At 66.8% G+C, this 16,148-nt stretch carries 17 protein-coding genes; 1 reads left to right on the top strand and 16 read right to left on the bottom strand.

What is annotated here, in order from left to right; all coding sequences use genetic code 11:
- Positions 1 to 10: 10 nt before the first annotated feature.
- The 10 genes from purD to aroQ form a co-directional block, all read right to left on the bottom strand.
- Entirely contained in the window at positions 11 to 1,303 is a 1,293-nt protein-coding gene (gene purD / locus D580_RS0109320; RefSeq protein WP_018954132.1) for a phosphoribosylamine--glycine ligase, read from the bottom strand.
- Between the two features lie 183 nt (positions 1,304 to 1,486).
- Positions 1,487 to 3,067: a bifunctional phosphoribosylaminoimidazolecarboxamide formyltransferase/IMP cyclohydrolase gene (purH, locus tag D580_RS0109315; protein WP_018954131.1), complete on the bottom strand. Its 1,581-nt coding sequence runs from the start codon at positions 3,065 to 3,067 to the stop codon at positions 1,487 to 1,489.
- Between the two features lie 111 nt (positions 3,068 to 3,178).
- Positions 3,179 to 3,439, bottom strand: coding sequence for a helix-turn-helix domain-containing protein (locus tag D580_RS0109310; protein ID WP_012636949.1), 261 nt, complete (start codon positions 3,437 to 3,439; stop codon positions 3,179 to 3,181).
- The gene (gene dusB / locus D580_RS15385) at positions 3,436 to 4,371 is read right to left on the bottom strand and encodes a tRNA dihydrouridine synthase DusB (protein WP_018954130.1); all 936 of its coding nucleotides are present in this window, start codon (positions 4,369 to 4,371) and stop codon (positions 3,436 to 3,438) included. Before dusB ends, D580_RS0109310 begins: the two co-directional genes overlap by 4 nt.
- Positions 4,372 to 4,506: 135 nt before the next feature.
- A complete protein-coding gene (locus D580_RS0109300) occupies positions 4,507 to 5,412 on the bottom strand; it encodes a DUF3426 domain-containing protein (protein ID WP_018954129.1) in 906 nt (301 codons plus the stop codon).
- Between the two features lie 161 nt (positions 5,413 to 5,573).
- On the bottom strand, positions 5,574 to 5,909 hold the full coding sequence (locus D580_RS0109295; RefSeq protein WP_018954128.1) for a TusE/DsrC/DsvC family sulfur relay protein: 336 nt from the start codon (positions 5,907 to 5,909) through the stop codon (positions 5,574 to 5,576).
- 300 nt (positions 5,910 to 6,209) lie between these two features.
- Positions 6,210 to 7,082 (bottom strand): 50S ribosomal protein L11 methyltransferase, encoded by an 873-nt coding sequence (gene prmA, locus D580_RS0109290; RefSeq protein WP_018954127.1) that lies wholly within the window; start codon positions 7,080 to 7,082, stop codon positions 6,210 to 6,212.
- A gap of 83 nt (positions 7,083 to 7,165) precedes the next feature.
- Positions 7,166 to 8,512 carry an acetyl-CoA carboxylase biotin carboxylase subunit gene (gene accC, locus D580_RS0109285; protein WP_018954126.1) on the bottom strand — a complete coding sequence of 449 codons (1,347 nt, stop codon included), beginning with the start codon at positions 8,510 to 8,512 and terminating at the stop codon, positions 7,166 to 7,168.
- Between the two features lie 237 nt (positions 8,513 to 8,749).
- The gene (accB, locus tag D580_RS0109280; protein ID WP_018954125.1) at positions 8,750 to 9,208 is read right to left on the bottom strand and encodes an acetyl-CoA carboxylase biotin carboxyl carrier protein; all 459 of its coding nucleotides are present in this window, start codon (positions 9,206 to 9,208) and stop codon (positions 8,750 to 8,752) included.
- A 7-nt stretch (positions 9,209 to 9,215) separates the two neighbouring features.
- Positions 9,216 to 9,659: a type II 3-dehydroquinate dehydratase gene (gene aroQ, locus D580_RS0109275; RefSeq protein WP_018954124.1), complete on the bottom strand. Its 444-nt coding sequence runs from the start codon at positions 9,657 to 9,659 to the stop codon at positions 9,216 to 9,218.
- On the opposite strand from aroQ, the gene D580_RS16570 reads away from it, so the two are divergent.
- Positions 9,658 to 9,918: a hypothetical protein gene (locus D580_RS16570; protein ID WP_155999804.1), complete on the top strand. Its 261-nt coding sequence runs from the start codon at positions 9,658 to 9,660 to the stop codon at positions 9,916 to 9,918. The two genes, aroQ and D580_RS16570, sit on opposite strands and share 2 nt — an antisense overlap.
- 15 nt (positions 9,919 to 9,933) lie before the next feature.
- On the opposite strand, the gene D580_RS0109270 is transcribed toward D580_RS16570, so the two are convergent.
- From D580_RS0109270 to D580_RS0109245, 6 genes are read right to left on the bottom strand one after another with little or no spacing between them, the layout of a single operon-like run.
- Positions 9,934 to 10,497 carry a TlpA family protein disulfide reductase gene (locus D580_RS0109270; protein WP_018954123.1) on the bottom strand — a complete coding sequence of 188 codons (564 nt, stop codon included), beginning with the start codon at positions 10,495 to 10,497 and terminating at the stop codon, positions 9,934 to 9,936.
- 60 nt (positions 10,498 to 10,557) lie between these two features.
- Positions 10,558 to 12,801, bottom strand: coding sequence for a protein-disulfide reductase DsbD (gene dsbD / locus D580_RS0109265; protein WP_018954122.1), 2,244 nt, complete (start codon positions 12,799 to 12,801; stop codon positions 10,558 to 10,560).
- The gene (cutA, locus tag D580_RS0109260; RefSeq protein ID WP_018954121.1) at positions 12,798 to 13,127 is read right to left on the bottom strand and encodes a divalent-cation tolerance protein CutA; all 330 of its coding nucleotides are present in this window, start codon (positions 13,125 to 13,127) and stop codon (positions 12,798 to 12,800) included. The genes dsbD and cutA overlap by 4 nt, the downstream gene beginning before the upstream one ends.
- Positions 13,120 to 13,911 (bottom strand): efflux RND transporter periplasmic adaptor subunit, encoded by a 792-nt coding sequence (locus D580_RS0109255; RefSeq protein ID WP_018954120.1) that lies wholly within the window; start codon positions 13,909 to 13,911, stop codon positions 13,120 to 13,122. Before D580_RS0109255 ends, cutA begins: the two co-directional genes overlap by 8 nt.
- A 26-nt stretch (positions 13,912 to 13,937) precedes the next feature.
- The gene (locus D580_RS0109250) at positions 13,938 to 15,269 is read right to left on the bottom strand and encodes a TolC family protein (protein ID WP_026289859.1); all 1,332 of its coding nucleotides are present in this window, start codon (positions 15,267 to 15,269) and stop codon (positions 13,938 to 13,940) included.
- Positions 15,266 to 15,787, bottom strand: a complete 522-nt coding sequence (locus D580_RS0109245; RefSeq protein ID WP_018954118.1) for a thioredoxin family protein — start codon at positions 15,785 to 15,787, stop codon at positions 15,266 to 15,268. The genes D580_RS0109250 and D580_RS0109245 overlap by 4 nt, the downstream gene beginning before the upstream one ends.
- Positions 15,788 to 16,148 lie beyond the last annotated feature (361 nt).

Genomic DNA, 16,148 nt, shown 5'->3' with positions numbered 1-16,148 from the left:
GTGGGGTGGTTCAGGCGCGACCCTGTTCCCGGGCCACGGCCCGGTAACCGATGTCTCTGCGACAGTATACGCCGTCCCAGTGAATGCGGTCTGACAGGGCGTAGGCCCGTTTCTGGGCCTCGGCGACGGTCTCGCCCAGGCCCACCACGCACAGGACTCGACCACCATTGGTGACCACCGCACCATCCTGTTGCAGGGTGCCGGCGTGGAAGACCTTGGCGTCGGGTTCATCCTGTTCGGGCAGACCGATGATCACGTCGCCCTTGCGGTAGTCGTTGGGGTAGCCGGCGGCGGCCAGCACCACGCCCAGGGCGGCCCGCGGGTCCCAGTCGGCCTCGACCTGGTCCAGACGTTCGTCCAGGGCGGCCTCCAGCAGATCCACCAGGTCCGAGCGCAGGCGCATCATGATGGGCTGGGTCTCCGGGTCGCCGAAGCGGCAGTTGAACTCCAGCACCTTCGGCGTGCCGTCCGGGGCGATCATCACGCCGGCATAGAGGAAGCCCGTGTAAGGGTTGCCCTCGGCGGCCATGCCGCGCACCGTGGGCTCCATCACCTCGCGCATGATGCGCGCGTGGATCTCCGGGGTGACCACGGGGGCGGGAGAGTAGGCGCCCATGCCGCCGGTGTTGGGGCCCTTGTCTCCGTCGTCACGGGCCTTGTGGTCCTGGGAACTGGCCATGGGCAGGATGTGCTCACCGTCCACCATGCAGATGAAGCTCGCCTCCTCGCCGGTCAGGAATTCCTCGATCACCACCCGGTGACCCGCCTCGCCGAAGGCGTTGCCCGCCAGCATGTCGCGCACCGCGGCCTCGGCCTGCGCCACGGTCTGGGCCAGGATCACGCCCTTGCCGGCGGCCAGGCCGTCGGCCTTGACCACGATGGGAGCACCCCGCTCGCGGATGTAGGCCAGCGCGGCGTCCAGGTCGGTGAAGTTGGCGTAGGCGGCGGTGGGGATGCGGTGCCGGGCCAGGAAGTCCTTGCTGAAGGCCTTGGAGCCCTCCAGCTGGGCGGCCTTGGCGGTGGGCCCGAAGATGCGCAGCCCCGCCGCGCGGAAGGCGTCCACCACCCCGGCCACCAGCGGCGCCTCGGGACCCACCACGGTGAGGTCGACTTCCTGGCTCTGGGCAAAGTGCACCAGGGCGGGGATGTCGCTGACGTTGACCTCCACGTTCAGGCAGCGGGGCTCGAGCGCCGTACCTGCATTACCCGGCGCCACAAACACGGTCTGCACCCGGGGCGACTGGGCCAGCTTCCACGCCAGCGCATGCTCGCGGCCACCGCCGCCGATCACCAATACCTTCACTGCGATGCCTCGTGAGTGTTGCAGGAATTAAATTCAAAGGCCTTCAACGCAAAGACGCGAAGGCGCAAAGAACGCAAAGGAAAACAGTAGTAAAAAACACTGCCTTATCCTCATGGGGTTTTAACATCCAACCGCTTTGCGGCCTTTGCGCCTTCGCGTCTTTGCGTTGGATTTTCCATCCGTTCAATGCCGGAAATGACGCATCCCCGTGAACACCATGGCCAGGCCGTGTTCGTCGGCGGCCTGGATGACCTCGTCGTCGCGCATGGAGCCGCCGGGCTGGATCACGGCGCGGATGCCGGCCTCGGCGGCGGCGTCGATGCCGTCGCGGAAGGGGAAGAAGGCGTCGGAGGCCATCACCGAGCCCTCCACCCGCAGGCCCTCGTCGGCGGCCTTGATGCCGGCGATCTTCGCCGAGTACACGCGGCTCATCTGGCCGGCGCCCACGCCGATGGTCTGCTCATCGCGCACGTAGACGATGGCGTTGGATTTCACGAACTTGGCCACCCGCCAGGCGAACAGCAGGTCTTTGAGTTCCTGTGCGCTGGGCTGACGTCGGCTGACCACCTTCAGGTCCGACTCGCCCACCTCGCCCAGGTCCCGGTCCTGCACCAGCAGGCCGCCGTTGACCCGCTTGAAGTCCCAGGCCGGCTGGGGCGCGCCCCACTGGCCGCAGGCCAGCAGGCGCACGTTGGGCTTGGTGGCCACGGCGCGCACCGCCTCGGGGGTGACCTCCGGCGCGATGATCACCTCCACGAACTGGCGGCTGACGATGGCATGCGCGGTGTCGCCGTCCAGGGGACGGTTGAAGGCGATGATGCCGCCGAAGGCGGAGGTGGGATCGGTCTGGAAGGCCCGCTCGTAGGCCATCAGGGTGTTCTGGGCCACGGCCACGCCGCAGGGGTTGGCGTGCTTGACGATCACGCAGGCGGGCGCCTCGAACTGCTTGACGCATTCCAGGGCCGCGTCGGTGTCGGCGATGTTGTTGAAGGACAGGGCCTTGCCCTGGATCTGCTGGGCGGTGGCCACGCCCGCCTCGGTGGGCACGGTGTCCCGGTAGAAGGCGGCCTTCTGGTGCGGGTTCTCCCCGTAGCGCATGTCCAGCACGCGCAAGAACTGCAGGCTCAGGGTCTCCGGGAAGTCCGCCTGGCTGTCGTCCTCGTTGAAGCGGGTCAGGTAGTTGGCGATGGCGCCGTCGTAGCGGGCGGTGTGGGCGAAGGCCCGAGCGGCCAGCTCGAAGCGCAGGCGCGCCGGCAGGTGCCCGTCGTGGGCGTTCAGGGCCTGTAGCACCCGTTCGTAGTCGGCCGGCTCCACCACGATGCCCACGTGGGCGTGGTTCTTGGCGGCGGCGCGCACCATGGCCGGGCCGCCGATGTCGATGTTCTCGATGGCGTCCTCCAGGGAACACCCGGGGCGCGCCACGGTGGCCTCGAAGGGATAGAGATTCACCACCACCAGGTCGATGGGCACGATGCCCTGCTCGGCCATGGCCGCGTCGTCGATGCCGCGCCGACCCAGGATGCCGCCGTGGATACGCGGGTGCAGGGTCTTCACCCGCCCGTCCATCATCTCCGGAAAGCCGGTGTGCTCGGAGACCTCCTTGACCTTCACGCCGTTGTCCGCCAGCAGCTTCGCGGTGCCGCCGGTGGAGAGGATCTCCACCCCGAGACTCTGCAGGGCCTGGGCGAATTCCAGCACCCCCTCCTTATCGGAGACGCTGATCAGGGCACGGCGGACGGGGGTGAGGGCGGGGGTCTGGGACATGGGTGATATCTGCAGTCTTGGTTGAGTAAGGCGGGGAATTATAAAGGAAGTGGGAAGGGTGAATTGGGAAGTTGGAAGTACGGCTAATTCGCACTTCTCAATTCACACTTCTCACTTCTCACTGATGCCGTGTTGTTTGAGCTTCTTGCGCAGGGTGCCGCGGTTGAGGCCCAGGTACTGGGCGGCCTTGCTCTGGTTGCCCTCGCAGTGACGCAGGACGCATTCCAGCAGGGGGCGCTCCACCTCTTCCATGACCATGCGGAACAGGCCGTCGGGCTCGTGGCCTTCCAGGCGGGCGAAGTAGTCCTCCAGGGACTGGTGCACCGCCAGGGACAGGGTCTTGGCCTCGCCGTTGATGGGCTTGCCGCTCATGCCGCGAGGGCCTCCCCGGCGCTGGCGTCCAGGCAGGCCTGGACCCGCGCCATCTGGGTGGCGGGATCCTCTGCGGCCATGATGGCGCCGTGGAAGCGGGCGGCGGCCGGGTGGGCACGCAGGTACCAGCCGATGTGTTTGCGGGCGATGCGCACCCCGGACTGCTCGCCGTAGAAGCCGTACAGGGCCTCCAGGTGCTCGCGCAACAGGGCGGAGATCTCGTCTGCCGTGGGGGCGGGCAGGTGTTCGCCAGTGGCGAGGAAATGGGCCATCTCGCGGAACACCCAGGGCCGGCCCTGGGCGGCACGCCCGATCATGAGGGCGTCGGCGCCGGTGCGCGCCAGCACCGCCCTGGCCTGTTCCGGGGTGTTGATGTCGCCGTTGGCGATCACCGGGATGCCGACCGATCGTTTCACGGCGGCGATGGCGTCGTAGTCCACGGCGCCCTTGTAGGCGCAGGCCCGGGTGCGGCCGTGCACGGCAAGCGCCTGGATGCCGCTGTGCTCGGCGATGCGGGCGATGCTGAGGGCGTTCAAATGGTCCCGGTCCAGGCCCAGGCGGATCTTCAGAGTCACGGGCACGTCCACGGCCTTGACCACCGTCTCCAGGATCTCGCTCACCAGGCGCTCGTCCCCCAGCAGGGCGGAACCGGCGGCCCGGTTGCACACCTTCTTGGCGGGACAGCCCATGTTGATGTCGATGATCTGCGCGCCGTTGTCCACGTTGCGCCGCGCCGCCTCCGCCAGCATGTCCGGCTCGGCGCCGGCGATCTGCACGCTGATCGGGTCCGGCTCGCCCTCGTGGTCCAGGCGCTGTCGGGATTTCGGGGTGTGCCAGAGACGGGTGTCGGCGATCACCATCTCCGAGACCGCCATGTCCGCGCCCAGGCGCCGGCACAACAGCCGGAAGGGGCGGTCGGTCACTCCCGCCATGGGGGCGAGGATCAGACCGCTCGGCAATGTGTGGTTACCAATGCGCATCATGGACGGGGGTGGTCGAGGCGAACGAGCATGATAACGACACTGCCCCCGGGGTTAAAGCCGAGGGGACTGCCGCTGGTCGGGGAATCAGAGAAAACGGAATTCGTAGGCCACGGCGCGCGGGCCTGGATCTTCGATCTCCAGGCGCAGGTCCACGCTGGCCCTGGGCGCGACGGGTTCCGGCGCCTGGCCCTGGGGCAGGTATTCCTGGGGGCTAAAGCGGCGCACGGCCACCAGGGAACCCTGTAGGTCACGGAAGCTCAGCTCCACCTGGGGCAGGGACTGGGTGAAGCCGGCCCCGTTGACGAAACTCGCCTGCACCATCAGGGCGTTCACGGCGTTGGGGTGGCTGTAGATGTTGCGCTGGGTGACCTGGAAGGCCTGGGGTTCGCGGCGCTCGGCCGTGGTGCAGCCGGTGGTGGCGCAGATCCGGTCGATGACCGGTGAGAGTTCGGGATAGACGGCCAGGCGTTCCCGCTCATGGTAGAGCACCTGTGCACCCAGCAGGCCGATCAAGGCCAGGCACAGTAATCCCAGGCCCAGGGTGCTCGCCACATGGCGGCGGCTGGTGCCGGTATTGGCCGCCTCCAGCTCATCCTTGAGGGCCAGCGGGACCGTGGCGGCACCCTTGCGGCCGGCGGCGCTTGGCGCAGAGGCGTGCCTGGTTTCATCAACCTCGGCTTGCGTAGTGGCCTCGGGTTCTTCCGGTGGCGGCTGCGGGGGTTCAACCGCTGCCTCCACGTCAGGCAGTGCTGCTGTTTCCGCATCGGCCCTTCGATCAGCGACCTTTGCCGGTGCCCCATGCGGCGCGGGCTCCCGGCCGGAGGGCTTCGGCGCCATGTCTACCAGTTCCTCCGGCGGCAGGACGCTCAGGCTGTTCATGCCGTTGAACACCTCCATGCATTCACCACAACGCACCTGCCCGTCCTGAAGGGTCAGGTCAGCGGTGGTGACCCGGAACACGGCCTGGCAGTGGGGGCACTGGGTGTACATGCAAGTGGCTAGTGGCTAGTGGCTAGTGGCAAGGATGGTAGCCGCTTGGGCGGGAGGTTTCACTCTGCCGGTGGGGGTAGTGCTTGTGCGGCAAGCAAAAAAGGCCTGAACGCGCCATACGTGCAGGCCCTTGAAGATCATCGAGTGCAGTTGCCGGTCGATCAGCTGCAGCCCTTGGGGCGGGGCAGGCCGGCCACCTTGTTGGCGCACTTGATCAGGCCGGTGGGGAACAGGGAGTAGATGTACTTCTGGTCGCTGCGCTCGGGACCGAACTTCTCCTTCATGAGCTTGGAGAAGGCGCGCGGCTCGGCCACCACGCCGGTGTCCTGGAAGTATTCCCGGGCCGTGTGAATGATGTCCCAGTGTTCCTGGGTCAGCTCGGGGATGTTCTCGTTTTTGGCGATCTCCACCGCCAGGGCCTCGCTCCATTCGTCCAGGTTCTCCAGCCAGCCGGCCTCGCTCAGCTGAATCGTCTTGCCGTCCACCACTGCTTCCATTACGACGCTCCTTTGATGATGAGATGTTGTATTTCTGAGCGATCTTATCAGGAATGAGCGCTGCAGACGATGCACTCACGACCCGTCGTCGAGCGGAACCGCCTGATTTCGCGCAGCCCATGTCGCCCTGTATCAGGCGAGATGCGCCGGGCTCAGCCTGCGGGCTCGTCCTTCGGCCCGACCCAGAAGAGCGGGTTGTGCGCAACCTCCCAGAGGTATCCGTCCGGATCGGCAAAGTAGCCGGCGTAGCCGCCCCAGGATGTCTTACGGGCAGGCTTATCCTCGATGCGCGGGTCATGTTCAACGCCTGGTTCCGGCGAGCAGGACCCAGCCTTCCTTCAGCACGGGTGCCTCCATCAGGAAGGCGCTTCGATAGGCCTCGCTGACGGATGCGGCCTGCTCGGCCAGCAGGCCGGAGAGGATCAAACGGCCGCCCGGGCGGACCAGGCCACTCAGCACCGGTGCGAGCTCGACCAGCGGGCCGCTGAGGATATTGGCCATGACCAGATCCACGGGCGCGGCCTGGAGATCTTCCGGCAGGCAGACGGGCAGTTGTGCGTCGGCGATGCCGTTGCGCCGCGCATTGTCCCGGGTCGCGACCAGGGCCTGGGGGTCCAGGTCCACGCCGATGCAGTGGCGGGCGCCGAGCCTCAAGGCCGCGATGGCGAGCACCCCGGAGCCGCAGCCATAGTCGATGGCGGTGGCATCCGAGGGCGGGTGCTTATCCAGCCATTCCAGGCACAGGGCGGTGGTGGGATGGGTGCCGGTGCCGAAGGCCAGCCCCGGGTCCAGCAGCAGGTTCACGCCCTGCGGGTCGGGGGGCTCATAGCCGGTGGGCACGATCCACAGGCGCTCGCCGAAGCGCATGGGTCTGAAGTCATCCATCCAGGCCCGCACCCAGTCCCGCTCGACCACGTCCTCGCGCACGATGGCCTCGGCCGCGAGCCCTGTCCGGGCGCTCAGGGCCAGGGTGAGGCTGGCGGCATCGGCGTCGTCATCGAACAGGCCGGCCACCACCGCCTCGGGCCAGACCGGCGTCTCGCCGGGCCTGGGCTCCAGCAGGGGATGATCGCCGGCATCTTCCAGGGAGGTGGATAAGGCGCCCAGTTGGAGCAAGTGATCTTCGACGGACTCTACCTGCGGGCCGGGGACGGTGAGCTTCAGTTTGAACATGAGAGCGCCAGAGACAAGTTGAAAGAGGCAAGATACAAGAAAAGACCCTTTGGTTTTATCTTGTGTCTTGCCTCTGTGCCGTCCTACCCCTCAGCCTTCAGCTTCTTCTCGAGATAGTGGATGTCGGTGCCACCGGCCTGGAAGGCGGCATCGTTGAGCAGGTCGCGTTGCAGGGGGATATTGGTCTTGATGCCTTCCACGACGATCTCCGACAGGGCGCCCCGGGTGCGGGCGATGGCGATCTCCCGGGTGGAGCCGTAGCCGATCAGCTTGCCGATCATGGAGTCGTAGTAGGGCGGGACCTTGTAGCCGTTGTAGATGTGGGTGTCCACGCGGATGCCGGGGCCGCCGGGGCTGTGGTACTGGGTGATGGTGCCGGGGGAGGGCACGAAGCTGCGCGGGTCCTCGGCGTTGATGCGGCACTCGATGGCGTGGCCGCGGATGACCACCTCGTCCTGGGTGAAGCTCAGCTGTTCGCCGGCAGCCACGCGGATCTGTTCCCGGATCAGGTCGATGCCGGTGACCATCTCGGTGACCGGATGCTCCACCTGGATGCGGGTGTTCATCTCGATGAAGTAGAACTCGCCCTTCTCGTAGAGGAACTCGAAGGTGCCCGCGCCCCGGTAGCCGATGTCCCGGCAGGCCTGGGCGCAGCGTTCGCCGATGCGACGGCGCTGTTCCTCGGTGATGCCCGGGGCAGGTGCCTCTTCCAGCACCTTCTGATGGCGGCGCTGCATGGAGCAGTCCCGCTCGCCCAGGTGCACGGCATTGCCGTGCTCGTCGGCCAGCACCTGGAACTCGATGTGCCTCGGGTGCTCCAGGAATTTCTCCATGTACACCGTGTCGTTGTTGAAGGCGTTGCGGGCCTCGTTTCGGGTGAGGCTGATGGAGCTGAGCAGTGCGCCCTCGGTGTGCACCACGCGCATGCCGCGACCACCGCCGCCGCCGGCGGCCTTGATGATCACCGGGTAGCCGATCTCCCGGGCGGTGCGCAGGTTCTCGTCCGGATCATCGCTCAGGGCGCCGCCGGAGCCGGGCACGCAGGGCACGCCCGCCTTGAGCATGGCGTCCTTGGCGCAGACCTTGTCGCCCATCAGGCGGATGGTGGCCGCGCGCGGGCCGATGAACACGAAGCCGCTGGATTCGACCCGCTCGGCAAAGTCGGCGTTCTCCGCGAGAAAACCGTAGCCGGGGTGAATGGCGCCCGCGTCGGTGACCTCGGCGGCGCTGATGATGGCGGGGACGTTGAGGTAGCTGTCGGTGGAGCTGGCCGGGCCGATGCACACGGATTCGTCGGCCAGGCGCACGTGCTTGAGATCCCGGTCCGCCTCGGAGTGCACGGCCACGGTCTGTATGCCCATCTCGCGGCAGGCCCGGAGGATGCGAAGGGCGATCTCGCCCCGGTTGGCGATCAGTATCTTGTCGAACATGGGGTTCCTGTAAAAAACCTAATCATTGCCGCAGAGACGCGAGTCGTGGAGAAAGGCAATGGACAGGATGGACAGGATTTTTCAGGATTAACAGGTAGATCAAGTCAGAGCCGTCAACCGAGGGTTCATTTTTAATACAGATAAATCCTGTTAATCCGTTTAATCCTGTCCATCCTGTCATTGTTCTTCTGTTTTCTCTGCGCCTCCGCGTCTCTGCGGCAGATTCTGACTCTCTGATCACTCGATGATGAACATGGGCTGGCCGTATTCCACCGGCTGGCCGTTCTCGATCAGGATGGCCTTGACCACGCCGGCCCTGTCGGCCTCGATCTGGTTGAGCATCTTCATGGCCTCGATGATGCACAGGGTGTCGCCCACGGACACCGACTGACCCACGTCCACGAAGGGCTTGGCGCCCGGGGAGGGGGCGCGGTAGAAGGTGCCCACCATGGGGGCGGTGACCGCGTGGCCCGCGGGCAGGGCGGGCGCGCCGGTGTTCTCGGTGACGGCCTCGGCGGCCGGGGCGGGTGCCGAGGCCGTCGGGGCGGAGAAGTGCTGGGGCATGACGAAGGCATGCTGGCTGCCGGGTGCGCTGCGGGTGATGCGCACCGATTCCTCGCCTTCCTTGATCTCGATCTCGTTGATGCCGGATTCCTCCAGCAGTTCGATCAGCTTCTTGATCTTGCGGATATCCATGGGGGTGTCAGTTCTTCTGTGTCAGGTGAATGGCGGCTTCCAGCGCCAGCGCATAGCCCTTGGGTCCCAGTCCCATGATCACGCCCCGGGCCACGTCCGACAGGTAGGATGTGTGGCGGAATGGCTCGCGGGCATGCACGTTGGACAGGTGGACCTCGATGAAGGGAATGGCCACCCCCAGCAGGGCGTCGCGCAGGGCGATACTGGTGTGGGTGAAGGCGCCCGGATTGATGAGGATGAAGTCGATGCCTTCCCGGCCGGCGCGGTGCACGCGCTCCACCAGTTCATGCTCGGCATTGGACTGCAAGTCCTCCAGTACATGGCCGTGGGCCTTGGCCTGTTCGCGCAGCGTCTCGCAGATCTGGGCCAGGGTCTGGCTGCCATAGATCTGCGGCTCGCGGGTGCCGAGCAGGTTCAGGTTGGGGCCGTTGAGGAGCAGGAACTTTGCCATGATCTTTCTTGAAACGGCTGGAAATGGGCCGGAATCTTGGCTTGTTCTGGTGTTTATCCGGCAGGCGAAGGCATTTTGCCTGATGAATGTAGGGGTGTCCAGCGAGGCACGGGGCCGGGGATGCGTCTGGCCGAAGATCGGCGCCAGTTCGGGGATCTTAGCTGAAAATTTGAGACCTGGGTCGCAAAGGCAATTCAAAATTCAAGGTTCAAAATTCAAGACGGGACCCAGCGGAATAATTTTGAATGTTGAATCTTGAATTTTGAATCGATGTTTAAAGCAGCGGCTTGAGTTCCCGCACGAAGGTGTCCTTGTGCAGTTCGCCGGCCTTGACGAAGCGGATCTTGCCTTCCCGGTCGTAGAGCACGCTGTAAGGCAGGGCGCCGAAGCGGTTGCCGTAGTCCCGGGTCACGGTCATGGCCTCGGTCTCGCCGATCAGCACCGGGAAGTTGATGCCGTAGGTGTTGACGAAGTCGCGCACGGCATTCTCCTCGTCGATGGCCACGGCCACGATGGTCACGCCGCGCGCGCCGTATTCCTCCTGCACCTCCACGAAGGCAGGCATCTCCTTGAGGCAGGGCGGACACCAGGTGGCCCAGAAATTCACCAGCACCACGTCGCCATCCCACTCGGAGATGTGCCGCGCGGTGCCTTCCAGGTCCGGCAGGCTGAACTCGGGGCGGGCCATGCCGACCACGCCGTTGCTGGCGGCGGGCGTGACGGCGGCCTGGGCAGGGGCAGGCTCACTGGGCTGGCCCAGGTGATAGAAGCCGTAACCGCCGAAACCCGCCAGCAGGGCGATGACCACCAGCAGGCCCAGAAAGGCGGGCTGGCTCATGCCCCGGCTTTGCCGGGGCCGTGAGGCGTGAGGGAGGAGGCGTGAGGCGACCATGGCTTGTTATCCACCGAAGGCATTATTGACGTGTTGCGTGAAGCGTGCGGCGGGCATGAAGCCCACGAGGCGATAATCGCGCAGTTCACGGCCGCTGGCATCATAGAACACGATGGCCGGCGGTCCGAACAGGTTGAAGTGTCGCATCAGCTCCCGGTGGTCCGAGTTGTTGGCGGTCACGTCGGCCTTGAGCAGCACGGCGCCGGACAGGGCCTGGATCACGCCGGTATCCTGGAAGGTGGTGCGTTCCATGCGCACGCAGTCCACGCACCAGTCGGCGTAGAAGTCGAGCATCACCGGCCGACCCGCCGCGCTGGCGCTGGCCACTTCCCGCTCCAGGTCGGCGAGGCTGTCGATCTTTCTGAACTGCAGGCCCTGGGCCTGGGTCGCGGCGCCGGGGGTGCCGCTGACCACGGTGGTGGCGGTCAGGCCGCTCAGGGGCTTGAACACGTCGCGGCCACCGGAGGCGGCGCCGATCATCAGCAGCACGCCCCAGACCAGCAGCACCAGGCCGAGGCCTTTCCACAGGTTGCGCCAGCCGCTGGCCCCGGGGGCCAGGGACTGCAGGGCGCCCATGTAGATGCCGGAGACGATCAGCAGCGCACCCCACAGGAACAGGGCCACCGGCATGGGGATGACCCGCTCCAGCAGCCAGATGCCCATGCCCAGCAGGGCCACGCCGAACACCGCCTTGACCGGGTCCATCCAGGCGCCGGCCCGGGGCAGGATCTTGCCGCCGGCGGTGCCGATGACCAGCAGCGGCGCGCCCATGCCCATGGACAGGGAGAACAGCGCCAGCCCGCCCAGCACCGCGTCACCGGTCTGACTGATGTACAGCAGGGCGCCCACCAGGGGTGCGGTCACGCAGGGACCGACGATCAGGGCCGAGAGGAAGCCCATGATGCCGGCGCCGATGAAGGTGCCGCCTTCCTGCTTGTTGCTGATGTTGGACAGCCGGGTCTGGATGGCGGAGGGCATCTGCAGGTCATAGAAGCCGAACATGGACATGGCCAGCGCGATGAACACCGCCACGAAGGCGCCGATGATCCAGGGGTTCTGGAAGGCGGCCTGCAGGTTGGCGCCGGCCAGGCCCGCGAATACGCCCGCCACGGTGTAGGTGAGCGCCATGGCCAGCACGAACACCAGGGAGATGAAGAAGGCCTTGCGGGTGGTGAGGTTCTTCTGCCCGATGATGATGTTGGACAGGATCGGGATCATCGGGAACACGCAGGGCGTGAAGGTGAGCAGCAGGCCGAAGCCGAAGAAGGCCAGCACCACCAGCCACAGGCGGCCGTCGGCCAGCTGGGCGGCGATGCGGTCCTGCTCGGAGACCGGCGGCGCGGCCCGTTCGGGTGCGGCGGGGATGTCCACGCTGGCGGCCAGGTCGCCGGTGAATTCGAAACTCACGGTCTGGGTCAGCGGCGGGTAGCAGACCCCCAGGTCGGCGCAGCCCTGGTAGTCCGCCTCCAGGGTCACGCGGTTGCTGGCACCCTCCTCGCGCAGGATGGGCACCAGGATCTGCACCTCGTGGCGGTAGGTCTCGGTGAGGCCGAAGAACTCGTCCTCCACCTTGATGCCCTCGGGGGGATTGACCGGGCCGACCCGGTTGCCCGCGCCTTCGGTCACCCGGAAGGCGAGCTTGTCCCGGTACAGGTAGTAGCCCTCGGCGATGGTCCAGGTGGCCAGCACGGCGTTCTGGCTGATGGGCTCCACGGACAGCATGAAGGCCTTTTCGGGCTCCAGCAGTTCGTCGGCGCTGCCGCCGCCGATGCTGCCGGCCAGCTGGCTCAGGGCGCTGACGGCACCGTTACCGGCGCGGGGCGCGGCCGGCAGGTCCAGGGATGCGGTCTGGAACAGCGGCGGGTAGCACACGCCGATGTCGGCGCAACCCTGGGAACGGGCCTTCACCTCGAGCCGGTTGGGGGCGCCGCTGGCGCGTTCGATGGGCACCTCGATGCGGATGTGGTTGCGGTAGGTCTCCACCCGGCCGAAGAACTCGTCCTCCTTGACCGTGCCCGCCGGGATGCGCGGAGTACCCAGGCGGATGCCGTCGGTCTGGGATTCAAACGCGAACTGCTCCCGGTACATGTAGTAGCCGTCGGCGATGCGCCATTCGGCCACCAGGGTGTCGCCGTTCTGCACGCTGGCCTCGAAGGCGAAGGCCTTTTCGGGCTCCAGCAGTTCATCGCCCAGGAAGGCGTGGGCGGGGAGGGTGAACAGCAGGAGGATGAGGGCGAGCAGTCGTTTCATGGCGTGGTGCTTTCTTTGATCCATTGGAGGTAAGGGAGGAGCCCGTGACTGATTGGAACCGCCACGATCTCAGGAAGTTCATAGGGATGCAGTTCCAGGATGGCGTTCTGCAGCCGTTCGAAGCGGGCCTCGGTGCTCTTGATGATCAGCACGTGCTCCGGGTCCTGGTGAATCTCGCCATCCCATTCGTAGATGGACGTCCCGGCGGGCAGAATATTCACACAGGCCGCCAGACGGCGCTCTACCAGCGACGAGGCGAGCCGGGTGGCGCTGGCTTCATCGGGCAGGGTGGTGAAGGCCAGCAGGGTGCCGGTGGCGTCAGTCATTGCCGGTCTGCAGGGTGGCCGCGAGGCCGGCGCGCAGGCGGTGTTCGGCCGGGGCGCTGAACTGCACCGTCACCGGGAAGCCACTGTCCACCGCTTCCAGGCCGATGGCACGCACGGTGCCCTCGTAGCGGGCCTCGCCCACGCGCACCACCATGTTCTGGCCTTCACGCAGGCGCGCCAGTCGATCCTCGGCGACACTGCCCCGGGCCAGCATGGGCTCGGCGGACACCAGGGTGACCAGCGGCGTCACCTGCAGCTCGTTGTTCACTGCCTGTCCCACGCGCACGTGGCGGGCGAGCACCAGGCCGTCGAAGGGGGCGCGCACGCGGCTGTATTCCAGGTCCAGGCGTGCGCGGGTGAGCCGCGCCTGGGCGGCCACGAACTCCGCCTCCGCCATGGCGAAGCCGATCTCCGCCAGGCTCAGGTCCCGCTGGGAAATCAGCGTGCGGTCGAACATCTCCTGCTGGCGCTCGTATTCCAGCTTCGCCTCATCGCGGGCCAGCTCCAGGCGCTTGACCTGGGCCTCGGCCTCCTCCACGGAGGCGCGCAGGCCGCGATCGTCCAGCTGCACCAGCACCTCGCCGCGCTTGACCTGCTGCCCCGGCTCGGCATTGACCCGGGTGACCATGCCGGAGACCGGGGTGCCGAGTTCCAGGCGTTCCGCCCAGTCGAGCTGCGCGGGGATGTCCTGGGCCAGGGCCGACGACGGCGCGGCCAGGGTCAGCGACAGGGCCAGGGCGGGCAGCAGGGTGGCGAGGCGCCGGGCTTTGGAAGGGCTGTGCATGGGTGGCAACTCCCGGTTCGGGTTCATCAGGGCGTGCCCTGGGCGTGGCTGGCGTGCACGGCGCTGAAGTCCGGCTGGCCGGTGAGCAGGGCGAGCCGCTCCCAGGCCAGCGCCAGTTCGAATTCCGTCTGGGCCGTGAACAGCATGGCGGCGGACTGCTGGGTCATGGCATCCCCCAGGTCCGTGGCCACCTCCAGTTCGTAGAGGGCGCGGCTGCGGTCCAGGTACAGGTCGCGGTAGTCGGCGGTGGCGCGGGCATGGTCACGCTGGGTGCGCAGGCGCTGGATCTCCAGCCAGGTCTCCAGCACCGCCTGGCGCAGGTCCAATTCGTGCTGGCGCAGGCGCGCCTGGACATCGTAGAGGTTGGCCTGCTCCCGGGCCACGCCCGCGTCCACGCGCCCGCCGCTGTAGAGCGGGATGTCCAGCACCAGCCCGGCGGCCAGGGGGTCGCGGCTGCCCAGTACACGCTCGTAGTGGGCGGCCTCCGCCTCCAGGCTGAGCACGGGGCGACGGTCGGCGCGCCGGGCGGCGATGCGCTGGCTGGCGGCCTCGGCCTCCAGGCGCAGGCTGGCCAGGCGCCGGTTGCCGGCCTCGGCCAGGGCGTAGAGCTCCTCGACCTCGGGCAGCGCCCGGTCATTGCCGGGCAGGGCGGGGTTGATCAGGTCCGAGGGCACCTGATCCGGGCGGTTCAGGGCCAGGGCCAGGCGATTGCGGGCGCTGCGGGTCTCCTGCAGGGTGGCCAGGCGTCGCAGGCGGCTCTCCTGGAAGCGCTCCTGCAGGGCGTAGAGGTCGATGTCGGAGACCTGGCCCAGCTCGTTGCGGTTCTGGGCCCGGTCGAAGGCGATGAAGGCGATGGCCATGGCCTCGTTGTCCCGGGCGTAGGCCAGGTCCGCCATCAGCACGTCGAAGTAGCGGCGCATGATCTCCATGCGCTGGCGGGCCATGAGGTTCAGGTGCTGTTCCTGCTGGCCGCGCAGGGCGGTCTCGGCGGCCGCCTGGGCGTTGCTGCTGCGGCCGAAATCATAGAGGGGCTTGGTGAGGCGCAGGATGGCCTGGGAGTCGTTGTTGCCCTGGTCCGGGGCCCGTTCATTGGGGTCCACCCAGCGGGCATTGAGGCGGATGCCCACGGCGAGATCATTGGCGCTCTCGGCGGCCATGCGCTCGGCCTCGCCGCGCAGCACGCCGGCGCGGCCCTGGGCCACGGCGGGATGCGCGTCGTCGGCGAAGGCGAGTGCGTCACTGAGGGTGAGGGGTGATGGCAGGCGGGTCTCGGCCATGGCCCCGGTGGCCAGGCACAGCGCCGTTGCCACGAGCGCGCGCCCCCACGCCCGCCCGGCATTCCTCCCTGATCGCATCATTGCCGTGACTGGGCCTGTCGCTCGCGTTTGAAGCGGTTGAAGTTGTTGTCCTTGTAGTGGCCCTCGGCGACGAACTCGCCCAGCCACAGGAATTCCTCCACGCCCGAGGTGGCGCCGGTGAAGCGGGCGATGGGATTGCCCTCGGGGTCGTAGAACTGGAACACCGGCGTGGCGCGCACGCGGTTCTCGCGGAAGGCGAAGTCGGCCTGGCGCACGGTCTCGCCCTGGAAGTTGGTGACCTCCACGTCGCCGTTGACGTCCACGCTCAATATGCGGAAGTGCTCGCGGTAGAAGGCCTGCACCTCGGGCTGGTTGAGCACGTTCTGCTTCATGCGGTGGCAGAAGGGGCACTCGTCCATCTCGAAGAATATCAGCAGGGCCTTCTTGTCCTCCTCGCGGGTCAGTTCCAGTTCTTCCTGGAAGTCGCCGAAGGTGGTCTGGAAGAAGTGTTCGTAGGGGTCGAGACCGCCGGCGGCCCGGGCCAGGGTGCCCCAGACCAGCAGGGTCGCCAGGATCATGCCGGACCACAACCAGGCGGCTGGTCGACGCGCGACAGGCATCAGATGGGGGCGGTTCATCTCTCTCCTCCGGTGTTTTTGTGTTCCGCCTTTGGCGGATGGCGGGATTCTAAGCCCGACTTCTGTGTGCTGTGAATGTCCACTTTGGGGGTGGGTTCACGGCTTCTTTGGCAGTGTGACTGTGGGGGAGAGGGAGAGTTCCACTATAAAGTCGGGTTATTGGGGTGATTTTGGGGTTGTGGCTTAGGGTTGATTAATAAAGTCAAAGGCTTCCGATCCCCGTTGCACGGGGCTCGGGTTACTTTTCTTGCTTGTCCAAGAAAAGTAACCAAAAGAAGGACACCCCGATGCCGCACCCGCT

The sequence above is a fragment of the Thioalkalivibrio sulfidiphilus genome (genome assembly GCF_000377945.1).
Taxonomy (GTDB): Bacteria; Pseudomonadota; Gammaproteobacteria; order Ectothiorhodospirales; family Ectothiorhodospiraceae; genus Thioalkalivibrio_A; species Thioalkalivibrio_A sulfidiphilus_A.
Note: the sequence above shows the minus strand (reverse complement) of the source record. Positions and strands in the feature narration are given on the sequence as shown.

Excerpts from the sequence above, each read along its gene's own strand:
- dusB (WP_018954130.1), bottom strand. The coding sequence starts at position 4,371 with ATGGCGGGAGTGACCGACCGCCCCTTCCGGCTGTTGTGCCGGCGCCTG.
- D580_RS0109255 (WP_018954120.1), bottom strand. The coding sequence starts at position 13,911 with ATGCACAGCCCTTCCAAAGCCCGGCGCCTCGCCACCCTGCTGCCCGCC.
- D580_RS0109250 (WP_026289859.1), bottom strand. The coding sequence starts at position 15,269 with ATGATGCGATCAGGGAGGAATGCCGGGCGGGCGTGGGGGCGCGCGCTC.
- cutA (WP_018954121.1), bottom strand. The coding sequence starts at position 13,127 with ATGACTGACGCCACCGGCACCCTGCTGGCCTTCACCACCCTGCCCGAT.
- D580_RS0109310 (WP_012636949.1), bottom strand. The coding sequence starts at position 3,439 with ATGAGCGGCAAGCCCATCAACGGCGAGGCCAAGACCCTGTCCCTGGCG.
- aroQ (WP_018954124.1), bottom strand. The coding sequence starts at position 9,659 with ATGGCAAAGTTCCTGCTCCTCAACGGCCCCAACCTGAACCTGCTCGGC.
- D580_RS0109300 (WP_018954129.1), bottom strand. The coding sequence starts at position 5,412 with ATGTACACCCAGTGCCCCCACTGCCAGGCCGTGTTCCGGGTCACCACC.
- prmA (WP_018954127.1), bottom strand. The coding sequence starts at position 7,082 with ATGTTCAAACTGAAGCTCACCGTCCCCGGCCCGCAGGTAGAGTCCGTC.
- accB (WP_018954125.1), bottom strand. The coding sequence starts at position 9,208 with ATGGATATCCGCAAGATCAAGAAGCTGATCGAACTGCTGGAGGAATCC.
- purH (WP_018954131.1), bottom strand. The coding sequence starts at position 3,067 with ATGTCCCAGACCCCCGCCCTCACCCCCGTCCGCCGTGCCCTGATCAGC.
- accC (WP_018954126.1), bottom strand. The coding sequence starts at position 8,512 with ATGTTCGACAAGATACTGATCGCCAACCGGGGCGAGATCGCCCTTCGC.
- D580_RS16570 (WP_155999804.1), top strand. The coding sequence starts at position 9,658 with ATGATCTTTCTTGAAACGGCTGGAAATGGGCCGGAATCTTGGCTTGTT.
- D580_RS0109245 (WP_018954118.1), bottom strand. The coding sequence starts at position 15,787 with ATGATCCTGGCGACCCTGCTGGTCTGGGGCACCCTGGCCCGGGCCGCC.
- D580_RS0109270 (WP_018954123.1), bottom strand. The coding sequence starts at position 10,497 with ATGAGCCAGCCCGCCTTTCTGGGCCTGCTGGTGGTCATCGCCCTGCTG.
- dsbD (WP_018954122.1), bottom strand. The coding sequence starts at position 12,801 with ATGAAACGACTGCTCGCCCTCATCCTCCTGCTGTTCACCCTCCCCGCC.
- D580_RS0109295 (WP_018954128.1), bottom strand. The coding sequence starts at position 5,909 with ATGGAAGCAGTGGTGGACGGCAAGACGATTCAGCTGAGCGAGGCCGGC.